Consider the following 11,958-nt stretch of genomic DNA (forward strand, 5'->3'; position numbering starts at 1 on the left):
CGGCATCCGTCGACGTCTCGTGAGGCGCGGCCTGCGGCGTCGCTTCCGGCTCGGCGGTGGACGCCGCTGCCGTGTCTGCGGTCTCGGGCTCGGCCGAGCTCGTCTCTACGATCTCGCGGTGCAGCTCGAGCACCGCCGTGAGCGCGGCGACGGCCGCAGCTCCCCGCTCGGGCTCCGGCGCGAGGCTCGGGATCGCCGAGGTGTCGCCGTACCCGCCGTGGCGCTCGTCGCGCACCATCTCGCCGTGCCGCAGCTCGATCACGCGCCGCTGCATCTGGTCGACGAAGCCGGCCTCGTGCGTCGCCATCACGACCGTCGTGCCGCCGGCGTTGATGCGGGCGAGCAGCTGCATGATGTCGACGGATGTCGCGGGGTCGAGGTTGCCGGTCGGCTCGTCCGCGAGCAGGATCTGCGGGCGGTTGGCGAGGGCTCGGGCGATCGCGACGCGCTGCTGCTCACCGCCGGAGAGCTCGTGCGGGAACCGCTTCTCTTTGCCGGCGAGTCCGACCAGCGCCAATACCTCCGGCACCGCCTGCTGGATGAACGCACGGGACGAGCCGATCACCTGGAGTGTGAAGGCGACGTTCTGGAACACGGTCTTGGTCGGCAGCAGCCGGAAGTCCTGGAACACCGCGCCGACGTGCCGTCGGAAGTACGGAACCTTGCGGTTCGACAGCGTCCGCAGGTCGCGGCCGAGGACCACGACACGGCCTTCGCTGGGCGTTTCCTCCCGCAGGATCAGTCGCAGGCACGACGACTTGCCCGAGCCCGAGGCACCCACCAGGAAGACGAACTCCCCGCGCAGCACTTCGAAGTCGACATCGCTCAGGGCGGGCTTCGCAGTGCCGCGAAAGCGCTTCGTGACGTTCTCGAACCGGATCATGGCCTAACGAGCCTATGCGGATGGCCCCTCTTGGCGTCCAGCGACACCCGAGGCCGCGGCATCCGTTCTCAGTCGTCCTTGCGCTTGCGCCAGCGGATGCCGGCCGCGATGAAACCGTCGAGGTCGCCGTCGAACACAGTCGCCGGATTGCCGACCTCGTGGCCGGTGCGAAGGTCTTTGACGAGCTGCTGGCCGTAGAGGAAGTACGAGCGCATCTGATCGCCCCAGCTGGCCGTGATGGTGCCGGCGAGCTCCTTCTTCTTCGCGGCCTCCTCCTCGCGCTTAAGCAGCAGCAGGCGGGTCTGCAGCACGCGCATCGCGGCGGCGCGGTTCTGGATCTGCGACTTCTCGTTCTGCATCGAGACGACGATGCCCGTCGGGAGGTGCGTGAGGCGCACGGCGGAGTCCGTCGTGTTGACCGACTGCCCACCCGGGCCCGACGAGCGGAACACATCGACGCGCAGGTCGTTCTCGGGGATGTCGACCTCGACGGCCTCCTCCATCACCGGGATGACCTCGACCGCCGCGAAGGAGGTCTGGCGCTTGTCTGCCGACCCGAAGGGGCTGATGCGCGCGAGGCGGTGCGTGCCCGCCTCGACCGACAGCGTGCCGTATGCGTACGGCGCGTCGACCTCGAAGGTCGCCGACTTGATGCCCGCGCCCTCGGCATAGGAGGTGTCCATGACCTTGACCGGGTACTTGTGACGCTCCGCCCAGCGCAGGTACATGCGCATGAGCATCTCGGCGAAGTCGGTGGCGTCGTCGCCGCCCGCGCCGGAGCGGATCGTCACGACGGCGGATCGTTCGTCGTACTCGCCGTCGAGGAGCGTCTGCACCTCGAGCTGGCTCACGATGTCTTCGAGCTCGGCGAGTTCGTGGCGGGCCTCTTCGGCGGAGTCCTCGTCGTCCATCTCGTTCGCGAGCTCGATCAGTACGTCGAGGTCGTCGAGGCGCTGCTCGATGTCGGTGAGGCGCTTGAGCTCGGTCTGACGGTGGCTGAGGGCACTGGTGATCTTCTGCGCCTTCTCGACGTCGTCCCACAGATCGGGTGCGCCGGCCTCCTCGCTGAGGCGTGCGATGTCGGCGGTGAGCGCCTCGACGTCGACCACGGCCGTGATGTCGGCGAACGTGGAGCGCAGGGCCTGGATATCGGCGGACAGATCGAAGTCGAGCATGACAGTCCAGACTAACGTGGATGGACGTGACCGATGGCCGCGGATCCCCCACTGCGAAAGACGTGCTGCGGCGCTTCGGGCCGATGGTCTACGGTCCGACCGTGCTCTTCGCGCTGGGCGAGGGCGCCGTCATCCCCTTGATCCCGGTGATCGCCGCCGAGCTCGGCGCGGACGTCGCCACCGCGGCTCTCGTCGCCTCGGCGCTCGTGGTCGGCCAGCTCTGCGGAAACCTCCCGGCAGGCTGGGCCGTCGCGCGCATCGGCGAGCGCCTGACGATGGCGATCGGAGGAACGGTCGCCCTCGCCAGCGTCGTCGGGCTGGCACTCGCGCCGTCGCTCGGCCTCTTCGCGCTCGCGGTGTTCCTCATCGGATTCTGCGCCGCCGCGTTCGGACTCGCGCGCCACTCGTTCATGACCACGCGTGTGCCGCTGTCCTTCCGCGCCCGCGCGCTGTCGCTGCTGGGCGGAACGTTCCGCCTCGGCATGTTCGTAGGTCCGTTCGTCGCGGCAGGACTGCTGGCCGTGTTCGGCGACGAACACGCCACGATCTGGTTCTTCGCCGGATGCCTCGTGGCCACGGTCCTGCTCGTGCTGCTGGGCCCGGATCCCGAGCGGCAGTTCGTCACCGCGGAGCGAGGCGACGCGTCCGTCGCAGAAGACACCGGCGAGCCCGTCACCGGCTCGATCCCGCTCGGCCGCGGCCGCCGCGAGGGCGTGTTCCGCACGATGTGGCGATTCCGCCGAGTACTGTCGCGCCTCGGACTGGCGGCGGCATCCCTCTCGGCCGTCCGCTCGGCGCGCCAGGTCGTGCTGCCGCTGTGGGGCGTGTCGATCGGGCTCGACGCGCAGACCATCGCACTCGTCGTCGGCGTCTCCGGGGCGATCGACTTCGCCCTGTTCTACGCGAGCGGACAGGTGATGGACCGCTTCGGCCGCCTATGGGCGGCGCTGCCGGCGATGCTGCTCATGGGCGCCGGTTTCATCGCGCTCGCCTTCACCCACGACTCGGCGCAGTCTGCCATGTGGTTCGCCCTGTTCGCGGCGGTGCTGGGGGTCGGCAACGGCCTGTCCAGCGGCATCCTGCTCACGCTCGGCGCGGATGTCGCCCCGAAGCAGGATCCGGCGCCGTTCCTCGGGTCGTGGCGCACGCTCACCGACGCCGGGGGCGCCGTCTCGCCGCTTCTCGTCTCGGCGATCGCGGCCGCCTCCACCCTTCCGGTCGCCACGGGAGTCGTCGGCGCGATCGGGCTGCTCGGGGCCCTCGCATTCGTGCGCTGGGTCCCGAAGTTCGTGCCGCGGCCCTGAGGGCTCACACCCATGCGCGCCGAACGGCCTCCGCGCCCAGCTGGATGCGCGTGGTCACCTCGGCCCGCTGCATGAGCTCGGCGATGCGCCGCTGGACGGTCCGCAGCGAGACTCCGAGCTGGCCCGCCGCCGCGGCATCCGTCACACCCAGCAGCAGCAGCCGCAGCAGGTCGCGGTCGATGTCGTCGTCGGTGGTGGGAGCCGGTGTGATCGGCAAGAACTCGGTCGCGGTGCGCCAGTACTCCTCGAACATCGAGATGACGAGGTCCAGCAGGCCGCTCGGATGGATCAGCAGCGCCCCGAACCCGCCGTCCCCGCCCTGAGAGTGCATCGGCACCAGCGCCATCTGATCGTCGGCGATGAACATGCGGGTGGGGAGCATGGGAAGCACCCGGATCTCTTCGCCGATCTGCGCCATCTCGCGTGCGGCCGTGAGGAATCCCGGCCTCTCGAGCACTGCGCTCTCGATGATCACCTGGTACCGCACGCCGCGGGCGAGGGCGCGGTCTTCCTCGATGTTGTCCTCACCGCTCACCAGCGCGATCTCGTTGAGCACGAGCACGCGCACCTGCTGCGTCGACGCGGCCTGGAGCTGCGCGATGCGCTGACGCACCGACTCGTCGCCGATCACGACATCCACGACGTCGGCGACGCTGCGCTGATCGGCCGACCGGCGGTACAGGTCGCTCAGCTCGACGAGCGCCTCGTGCGCGCGCGTCAGGCCGCGCTCCCGCTCGAGCAGCAGCGGGCGAAGCGCCGTCGACGGCGGGGATGCCACGAACCGGTCGCTGCGGGACGCCTGACGCGCGAGCAGCCCGAGGCGCTCGAGCTCGGCCACGATGGGACGGACGCGTGGCAGCGACATGCTGAGCATGCCGGCGACGTCGGCCATGGACGCGGACGGCTGCTGGAGGACGCACCGATAGACGGCGGTGTGCGCCTCATCCAGTCCCAGTGCCTCGAGCACGGTCGCCTTCCCCATGCCGTCCATGATCGCCCGCGACCCCTGGCGGATGGTGGCCATGTCGTTTCTCCGCCACCACTCTAGGCGAGCGCCCGTGAGAGGTTCGTGGACGGATCTCCCCTATCCGAAGAGAGGCTCACCCATGCCAAGACCCCATCCCTTCCGCCGGCGCCTGCGCCCGATCGTCGCCGCCACCAGCGGTCTGGCGATCGGGATCGCAGGAATCGGCGTCACCGCCCTGCCGGCGACCGCGACCAGCGCACCTCAGGATCCCCCCGGATCCACGGAGGCGGTCGCCGGCAGCTCCCACTCGGTCACCCTCATCACGGGGGACCGCGTCACGGTCACCGACATGAGCGACGGCACCCACACGGTCGACATCGACACCGCAGTTCCCGGCGCCGGCGTCCGAACCTACGAGGCGGCGGGCGAGCTGCACGTACTCCCCGAGCAGGCCCTCCCGTACCTCGCCTCCGGCGCGCTGGACCCGGACCTCTTCAACGTGTCGCTGCTCATCGAGTACGGCTACGACGACGCGTCGGCCGACGCCACGCCGCTCATCGTCGAGCAGGCTTCTTCGGTGCAGACCTTCTCGGCTCCGCTCCCCGGCCTCGAGGTGACGGCGGCGCTGCCGAGCATCGACGGCGCAGCCGCCGCTCTCGGGCACGACGACTCGGCTGCCGCATGGAGCGCACTCACCGCGGCCGCACCGAGTGCGCGCAGCCTGGACGCGACGCCCGGTCTCGCCGGAGGCATCGAGGCCATCCACCTCGACGGCAAGGTGCGGGCGACTCTCGACTCGAGCGTGGACTTCATCGACGCCCCCGAGGCGTGGGCGGACGGCCACACCGGCGAGGGCGTCACCGTCGCCGTGCTCGACACCGGCTATGACGACACGCACCCCGACCTGCAGGGCCGGGTGCGCGGCGACTCGAAGAGCTTCGTGCCCGACGAGGAGGTCGCGTGGGACCCCAACGGCCACGGCACGCATGTCGCCTCGACGATCGCCGGCACCGGCGCCGCGAGCGAGGGCACGCACCGCGGCGTCGCGGACGGCGCCGAGCTGCTCGTCGGCAAGGTGCTCGACCAGACCGGCTGGGGCCAGGACTCCTGGATCATCGAGGCGATGGAGTGGGCCGGCCAGAACGCCCCCATCGTGTCGATGAGCCTCGGTTCGCCGCAGCCCTCCGACGGCAAGGACGTGATGGCCGAGGCGCTCAACCAGATCGCCGAAGAGACCGGTTCGCTGTTCGTCGTCGCTGCCGGCAATGCCGGCTCGGCCGAGTCGATCGGCGCGCCGGGCTCGGCCGAGCAGGCGTTCACCGTCGGATCGGTCGACGATCCGTCGGGCGACCTGTCGTACTTCTCGAGCCAAGGTCCTCTGCCCGGCTCGGGGGCGCTCAAGCCGAACGTGATGGGCCCGGGCAATGACGTCACGGCTGCACGCTCCGCAGACAGCGGCGGCGAGGGCGCCTACATCGGCATGAGCGGCACGTCGATGGCGACGCCTCATGTGGCCGGCGCCGCCGCGATCCTGCTGGAGGCGAACCCCGACTACACGACGGCACAGCTCAAGGCGGCGCTCGCGAGCACGGCCATCGGCGGCACCTACACGCCGTACCAGGGCGGAACCGGCGTGATCGACGTGGACGCGGCGCTCGAGTCGCCCGTCATCGCGACAGGCTCAGGTGACTTCGGCATGCTGTCGTGGGGCGAGGAGCCGACGGCGGTCGAGCAAGTCGTCGAGTACACGAACCGGACGGATGCCGAGATCACGGTGTCGCTCGAGGCGACGCTGGACGACACGACGCCCTCGGCAGGCGGCGGCGAGCCTGGACCCCTCTCGGCGGGCGACATCGCCTACGACGCACTGACCATGGACGCGACCGAACTGACGATCCCCGCGGGCGAGGCCCGGTCGGTGTCGCTCACGGTGGACCCGGCGAAGGTGCCCGCGGGCACTCAGCTGTCGGGAGCGCTCGTCGGCTCGGTCGACGGGGAGCCCGTCACGCGCACGGCGCTCGGCACGATCGCCGAGGCCGAGCGGTACGACCTCACCCTCACCGCGACCGACTTCGACGGAAACCCGGCCAGCACGTACGCGATGCTGTGGAACGAGGAGCATCAGTTCGCGGAGCCCATCTACGTCGAGGGCGAGACCACGCTTCGCCTCCTCGAGGGCGACTATGCGGTGCTGGCCTTCATGGAGCTCGACCGAACGCCCGACACCATCGCGAACGTCGTCGTCGGCGACCCGGCGATCGACCTTTCCGAGGATGTCGCGGTCGCGCTCGACGCGCGCGGCGCGAAGCCGGTCTCGGTGGACGTCGGCGACGCCGATGTCGAAGCGGTGTTCCGTCGCATGGACGTGAGCGTCGGAGGCTTCGTCACGAGCGCGATGATGGCCGTGTGGGTCGACGAACTGTGGGCCCAGCCCATGGACGACGTCGACGACTTCGTCACCCGCTGGCGCCTGTGGGAGCCGATGCTGACGATCACCGACGGCAAGCAGCCGCTGGACCTCATTCAGCAGGCCGGCTCGGCGATCCTCGACGACTCCTACACCGCAGTCGCCGTCGACGCCGGCACAGGCGGCGCGGACGACTTCGCGCGGGTCGACGCCGAGGGCAAGATCGCGGTCGTCGTCCGCTCCGACGACGTCACGCCGGGAACCCGTGCCGCCAATGCGGTCGCGGCGGGCGCTCGCCTGCTGCTCGTCGTGAACGACGCCGACCGGGAGCTGAGCGCGTGGGCGGGGTCGGACGACTGGACGACGGATGCGCCCCTGCCGGTGGCTGCCGTCAGCGGCATCGAAGGACGAGAGCTGCTCGAGCAGATCGCGAACAAGAAGAAGGTGAAGCTGAAGGTCGCCGGCGCCGCGTACGCCGACACGACGTACGACATCGCCTTCCACGCCGCCGGCGAGATCCCGGCAGAGCTCGACTATCGTCCCGAGGGGCTCGCACGGGTCGAGACCACCTACCACGGCCAGCAGGAGCTCCTGGGCGAATGGCGCTCTGACTTCGTGCCAGGTTCCGACTACAGCCTCGGGGCACCCTTCCGCGCGCAGCGCGGCTCCGGCCGCACCGAGTGGGTGAACTCCGGCGACATCGGCTGGAGGCAGAACGTCACGGTTCAGTCGGTCGGGTGGGAGATGCGCGACAGGCTGCGCACGTACACATCTGGCGAGAAGACCACGTCGGAGTACTTTGGCGGCATCGTGCGACCGAACCTCGGCGTCGGGTACTGGTCGTCGTATCGCGTCTCGGACTACACCCAGGTGAACATTCCGAGTTGGGCCGATGGCGGAGACGCAGACCGTACCGGGACGTTCGACACCTGGATGCAGCCGGCAACGGTGCAGCAGCTCACCGACGTCTATATCGACGGAGAGCTCGTGAAGCACTCCGACAATCAGGGGACCACCGTGTTCGCGCTCCCGGACGGCGAGCAGGAGTGGCGCGTGGTGAACACCGCGACGCACGACGGCTCGCACCTGAAGGGCTCGACCCGGACTGTGAGCGAGTGGACGTTCCGCTCCGAGGGCTACCTCGGGGATTGGACCTACTCGTTCCTCCCGATGATCTCGGCGTACTACGACGTCGACGTCAACGCCGAGAACATCGCGGGCGAGGGCCGGCGCAAGGGCTCGGCGATCGAGTTCGGCCTCGAACTGGGTCACGTCGACGGCACCGCTCCGGCGGGAGCGATCACCGAAGCGACGCTCGAAGCCCGCACTGCGGGCGGCAAGTGGACGACGATCGCGCTGAAGACGGCGAAGACGGATGCCCCGGCCGGCCCCGTCGAGGGTCGCGACGACATCTTCGCCACCTCGCGGGCATGGGTCAGCGGCTTCTCGGCGCAGATCCCGGTCTCCGACCAGGGCGGCTGGGTCGACCTCCGGGTGACCGCGACCGACGCCGCGGGCAACACGTTCTCGCAAGAGATCGAGAAGGCGTTCGAGGTCGCACCCGCCAAGGGCGCGCGCCGCTGACGTCACAGCGGCCGGTGGGCCCATCCGCTTCGGCGGGTGGGCCCACCGCCGTCTGGCGGCATCACCACAGCATGCCGATGAGGTGCGTGAAGAGCTCCTCCGGATCGTTCTCCCGGCCGCGCCGGGCGAACCACGTCGACACATTGACGACGTCGCGGTGGAGAAAATCCATTCCCTGCGGGTTCGCGGCGACGTCGACGATCTGCGGCAGGTCGATGACGACGATCCGCCCGTCGTGGTCGAGCAGATTGTAGGGCGAGAGATCGCCGTGCGCGAAGCCGGCGCGGGCGAACGCCTCGAGGATCGCGACGACCTGGGCGTAGGCATCCGTCAGTTCATCGCCGCGATGGCGGGACTGCGCGACGCGCGGTGCGGCGGTGCGGCGGTGCGGCCATCGCCGATGAACTCCATCAGCACCTCGGTGTCGCTCACCTGCACGGGGTAGGGCACGGGAACCCCGGCCTGCCACGCGCGCGAGAGCGCCGCGAACTCGCTGCCCGCCCAGTGGCCGGCGGCGACGCTGCGCCCGTAGGCCGACTTGCGCTGGATGGCGCGCCCGTCGCGCGTGTTGCGAACCGCGCGCCCCTCTTCGTAGCTGTCGGAGCGATGGAAGTTGCTGTGATGCGAGCCCCGGTACCGTTTCGCGGCGAGCAGGCAGCCGTCCTCGCCGGGGATGGCGCGCTCGATGAGATGCACGTCGGCTTCCTTGCCGGTCTTGACGACGCCGAGCTCGGTGTCGAACGCGGCTGCGGCGGTCACGAGCCAGTCCGGATGCGGAAGCGGGCCGCGCTGCGTCGGCGGCGACGACGGCCAGGTCGACCAGCGTTGATCGGGACCCGGCTCGAGCTCCGGTGGCGCAGGGTGGAACGATGCGTCGAAGCGCAGTGATGACATCGGTGGGACTCCAAGACAGGAGGCCACCGCTGTGTCAATCGGTCGGGGCGACCTCGTGGGAAGGGGAAGAGACGCAGGACACGGCAAAGACCGTCATGGCTTCCTCCTTTCGGTCGGCGTGCGGCGCACCGATTCGCGGATCACTCTAGCGGCACGCGCTTCGATCGCGCACGCGTTAGGTTCGTCGGCATGGAGGGTTCGGACGCCGGGGTGGTGCACTTCTGCCGCAGCCGCAGCAAGGGTCGCCGCTGCACGCGTCCGCTCGGCCACGTGGGGCTCCACCGGCACCGCACGATCATGTGGACGGAGTCGGGAGCCGACGCGCTGCGCTGCGCCGGGTCGGGCGAGCCCGGCGAGCCGGCTGCCCCTCTTGCCGACGGCTACCCGCACGGCCGAGCGCTCTGCCCCGTGTGCCTGCGGTTCGTACCCCTCGACGACGCCGGCGCCCTCGTCGAGCACGACACGACCGACGCGGCGGAGACGGGTGCCGAGGCCCGGCGTCGCGGCGAGTGGTTCAACGCACACGGCTGGTAGGCGGCATCCGTCGGCTCACCTCAGTGCGGTGCGACTCGTGGCCGTCGCCTCCAGTGCGATGCCGTCGGGCACGAAGATCGTCACGACCGGCGGATGCCACGCCCCGGCGACCGTGACGCGCGCTGAGACACCGTCGGGGGTCTCAGCCGAGACGAGGGTCGCCTCCCCGCCGATCTGGGCGACCATCAGCTCGGCCTGCGCGCGCACGTCCGCGTCGATGAGTGCCGCGACGGGCTCACCGTCCGCGATCGTCAGCTCGAAGCCGTCCGCTGCCGCGAGGGCGGCGGCATCGGCAACGGCGTCGAGACGCTTGTGCGCGAGATAGAGGCTCGTGGCGGCGGTGCAGATGAGCACCGCGACCAGCGCCAGCACCGCATAGCCGAGGGTGAGGATGAGGACGCTGCCCTCCTCATCGGAGCCGTCGGCCGCGAGACGGTTCGGCACGCGGATCACGGTGACCCCCAGAATCTCGTCACTCTGTGCGCGGCGGTGGCTTCGATCGGGATCGCCGCGACCTCGTCGAGGCCGAGCACGGGTGGAACGAGCGGGAGCGTGACACGGGTGGCGACCGTCACCGCGAGCGTGGCGCCTGCGGCCGGGCAGGGAGCGCCGGATGGCGAGCACGCGATGGCGATGTCGACGTCGTCGAGCCCGTACTGCGCGGCGACCGACGCCAGCACTCGGTCCGCGCGCTGACGTGCGTCGTCGACTCCGGTCGCCGTCGACATCGCTCGGGCGACGTGCCGTGCCGCCGCTTCTGCTCCGAGCGACTGCTCCTGGATCAGTCCGAGCGAGACGATCAGGTAGACCAAGGGCACCAGCATCAGCAGACCGACGAGGATGAATTCGAGCGCCGCGGATCCGCGCTCGGAATCCTCTTCGGCGTCGGGCGCGAGATCAGTCGAACGACTCGACGGGTGCATTCGCGGTCACCTCCATGGTGCGCGGAGCGCCGAGAAGACCCACCAGCGGCAGCGTCGCCGTCACGCGCACCTCGACGGCGGCGTGGCCGAGCACGGTGGTCTCGCGCACGGTGACGTCCGCGGCGTACCCCTCGCCGACCGTGCGCGAGACGACCTTACGCGTGCGCCTCGCCCCGTCGTCGAGCGACGTGTCGGCGAGGGCCGCATGGTAGGCGCCCTCGACGGCGGCGTCGTGCACGACGTTGCGCACGTACACCGCGAGTCCGAGCTGCAGCACGCCGAGGGTCAGCACTGTGAGCAGGGTCCCGACGAGCACGAACTCGACGGGACTCGAGCCCTCGTCGCCATGGAACGTCGCCGCCAGGCGCGCACGGATGCCGCGCACGTGCTCAGAAACCCGAGACCCGCTCGATCGCCTGCTCGAAGAGGCTCGCGAGCGCGGGGCCGGCGAGCGCCCAGATCACGACGACGAGCCCCGCGGTCATGAGCGTGATGAGGACCCAGCCGGGGACGTCACCGCGCTCGTCGGCGGCGAGGTCGGCGGCGGATCCGCGGAACCGGCGGAGGATCCTCGGAATTCGCATGGTTGACATGTGTTCTCCTTTCGAGTTCAGCCGAGGCCCAGCCGGAGCATGAAGATGCCCGGGAAGACCGCGAACAGGACGCTCAGCGGCAGGATCAGGAAAACCAGCGGAACGAGCATGTAGATCTCCTTGCGCCCGGCCCGCTCGATGAGTCCCCGTTTGGCGTCCTCGCGCGCGTCGAGGGCCTGAGCGTGCAGCACGTGCGCGAGCGGGGCGCCGCGGTCGAGGGCGGCGACGAGCTGGTCCACGGCGCGGGACAGGCCGGCGACATCGAGACGGCCGGCGAGACCGCTCAGGGACTCCGACAGAGCCGAGCCGGTGCCGACGGCGACGACGACGCCGCGGAGCTCGGCCGTCAGGTCGCCCGCTCCGATCTCGCTGACGCGGCGGAGCGCATCCAGGACGCCTTCACCGGCCGACAGGCACAGCGCCAGGAACTCCAGGACCGTCGGGAGCTCGTCCTCGATACGCGCGACGCGTGCCCGGGCGGCTCGAGCGAGCCATGCGTCGTACGCGAGCGCCGCGCCCACCGCCGCCAGGACCGGGACGAGTCCGAGGGTCGGCGTGGCGTTCCCGACGAGCACGAGGACCACGACGAGCGCCCCGCCCACGGCGAGACCGCCGATCGCCCACGCCAGCTGGCGTGCGCGGAACTGCGCCGTGTCGATGGTCCACGCGGCGCGCCGGAGGCGCCGTGCGAGCG

Annotated in this window: 13 protein-coding genes; 3 read left to right on the forward strand and 10 right to left on the reverse strand. The window is 70.4% G+C overall.

The genetic code is table 11. From position 1 onward, the window contains the following. On the reverse strand, window positions 1-883 hold an 883-nt coding region (gene ftsE, locus EIO58_RS06115), incomplete at its 3' end, for a cell division ATP-binding protein FtsE (RefSeq protein ID WP_240658601.1). Between the two features lie 68 nt (window positions 884-951). After that, window positions 952-2,058 (reverse strand): peptide chain release factor 2, encoded by a 1,107-nt coding sequence (gene prfB / locus EIO58_RS06120; RefSeq protein WP_127818766.1) that lies wholly within the window; start codon window positions 2,056-2,058, stop codon window positions 952-954. A 20-nt stretch (window positions 2,059-2,078) separates the two neighbouring features. Here prfB and EIO58_RS06125 point away from each other — a divergent pair, with 20 nt between their 5' ends. Continuing rightward, on the forward strand, window positions 2,079-3,362 hold the full coding sequence (locus EIO58_RS06125; protein WP_127818767.1) for an MFS transporter: 1,284 nt from the start codon (window positions 2,079-2,081) through the stop codon (window positions 3,360-3,362). A 4-nt stretch (window positions 3,363-3,366) separates the two neighbouring features. On the opposite strand, the gene EIO58_RS06130 is transcribed toward EIO58_RS06125, so the two are convergent. After that, window positions 3,367-4,386 (reverse strand): transcriptional regulator TrmB, encoded by a 1,020-nt coding sequence (locus tag EIO58_RS06130; RefSeq protein WP_240658602.1) that lies wholly within the window; start codon window positions 4,384-4,386, stop codon window positions 3,367-3,369. Between the two features lie 82 nt (window positions 4,387-4,468). On the opposite strand from EIO58_RS06130, the gene EIO58_RS06135 reads away from it, so the two are divergent. Continuing rightward, on the forward strand, window positions 4,469-8,320 hold the full coding sequence (locus EIO58_RS06135; RefSeq protein ID WP_127818768.1) for a S8 family serine peptidase: 3,852 nt from the start codon (window positions 4,469-4,471) through the stop codon (window positions 8,318-8,320). A gap of 61 nt (window positions 8,321-8,381) precedes the next feature. Here EIO58_RS06135 and EIO58_RS19275 read toward each other — a convergent pair whose 3' ends face one another. Continuing rightward, window positions 8,382-8,654, reverse strand: a complete 273-nt coding sequence (locus tag EIO58_RS19275) for an RIO1 family regulatory kinase/ATPase domain-containing protein (protein WP_240658606.1) — start codon at window positions 8,652-8,654, stop codon at window positions 8,382-8,384. Next, window positions 8,651-9,214: an RIO1 family regulatory kinase/ATPase domain-containing protein gene (locus EIO58_RS06140; RefSeq protein ID WP_240658603.1), complete on the reverse strand. Its 564-nt coding sequence runs from the start codon at window positions 9,212-9,214 to the stop codon at window positions 8,651-8,653. The genes EIO58_RS19275 and EIO58_RS06140 overlap by 4 nt, the downstream gene beginning before the upstream one ends. 189 nt (window positions 9,215-9,403) lie before the next feature. On the opposite strand from EIO58_RS06140, the gene EIO58_RS06145 reads away from it, so the two are divergent. Beyond that, window positions 9,404-9,748, forward strand: a complete 345-nt coding sequence (locus EIO58_RS06145; protein ID WP_127818769.1) for a hypothetical protein — start codon at window positions 9,404-9,406, stop codon at window positions 9,746-9,748. A gap of 15 nt (window positions 9,749-9,763) precedes the next feature. On the opposite strand, the gene EIO58_RS06150 is transcribed toward EIO58_RS06145, so the two are convergent. From EIO58_RS06150 to EIO58_RS06170, 5 genes are all read right to left on the reverse strand, one after another. After that, entirely contained in the window at window positions 9,764-10,192 is a 429-nt protein-coding gene (locus EIO58_RS06150) for a pilus assembly protein TadG-related protein (protein WP_127818770.1), read from the reverse strand. Between the two features lie 5 nt (window positions 10,193-10,197). Next, window positions 10,198-10,671, reverse strand: a complete 474-nt coding sequence (locus tag EIO58_RS06155; RefSeq protein ID WP_127818771.1) for a TadE/TadG family type IV pilus assembly protein — start codon at window positions 10,669-10,671, stop codon at window positions 10,198-10,200. Continuing rightward, window positions 10,646-11,056, reverse strand: a complete 411-nt coding sequence (locus EIO58_RS06160) for a TadE/TadG family type IV pilus assembly protein (RefSeq protein WP_240658604.1) — start codon at window positions 11,054-11,056, stop codon at window positions 10,646-10,648. Before EIO58_RS06160 ends, EIO58_RS06155 begins: the two co-directional genes overlap by 26 nt. Window positions 11,057-11,060: 4 nt before the next feature. Beyond that, window positions 11,061-11,255, reverse strand: coding sequence for a hypothetical protein (locus tag EIO58_RS06165; protein WP_127818775.1), 195 nt, complete (start codon window positions 11,253-11,255; stop codon window positions 11,061-11,063). A 26-nt stretch (window positions 11,256-11,281) separates the two neighbouring features. Beyond that, a partial coding sequence (locus tag EIO58_RS06170; RefSeq protein ID WP_127818772.1) for a type II secretion system F family protein occupies window positions 11,282-11,958 on the reverse strand: 677 nt, incomplete at its 5' end.

Origin of the sequence: Microbacterium sp. CPCC 204701, assembly GCF_004010105.1 — a bacterium.
In the GTDB taxonomy this organism is placed as follows: domain Bacteria; phylum Actinomycetota; class Actinomycetes; order Actinomycetales; family Microbacteriaceae; genus Microbacterium.

Bases quoted from the DNA above. Each gene is read 5' to 3' on its own strand.
- EIO58_RS06135 (WP_127818768.1), top strand. From the start codon at position 4,469: ATGCCAAGACCCCATCCCTTCCGCCGGCGCCTGCGCCCGATCGTCGCC.
- prfB (WP_127818766.1), bottom strand. From the start codon at position 2,058: ATGCTCGACTTCGATCTGTCCGCCGATATCCAGGCCCTGCGCTCCACG.
- EIO58_RS06165 (WP_127818775.1), bottom strand. From the start codon at position 11,255: ATGCGAATTCCGAGGATCCTCCGCCGGTTCCGCGGATCCGCCGCCGAC.
- EIO58_RS06155 (WP_127818771.1), bottom strand. From the start codon at position 10,671: ATGCACCCGTCGAGTCGTTCGACTGATCTCGCGCCCGACGCCGAAGAG.
- EIO58_RS06140 (WP_240658603.1), bottom strand. From the start codon at position 9,214: ATGTCATCACTGCGCTTCGACGCATCGTTCCACCCTGCGCCACCGGAG.
- EIO58_RS06145 (WP_127818769.1), top strand. From the start codon at position 9,404: ATGGAGGGTTCGGACGCCGGGGTGGTGCACTTCTGCCGCAGCCGCAGC.
- EIO58_RS06130 (WP_240658602.1), bottom strand. From the start codon at position 4,386: ATGGCCACCATCCGCCAGGGGTCGCGGGCGATCATGGACGGCATGGGG.
- EIO58_RS06125 (WP_127818767.1), top strand. From the start codon at position 2,079: ATGGACGTGACCGATGGCCGCGGATCCCCCACTGCGAAAGACGTGCTG.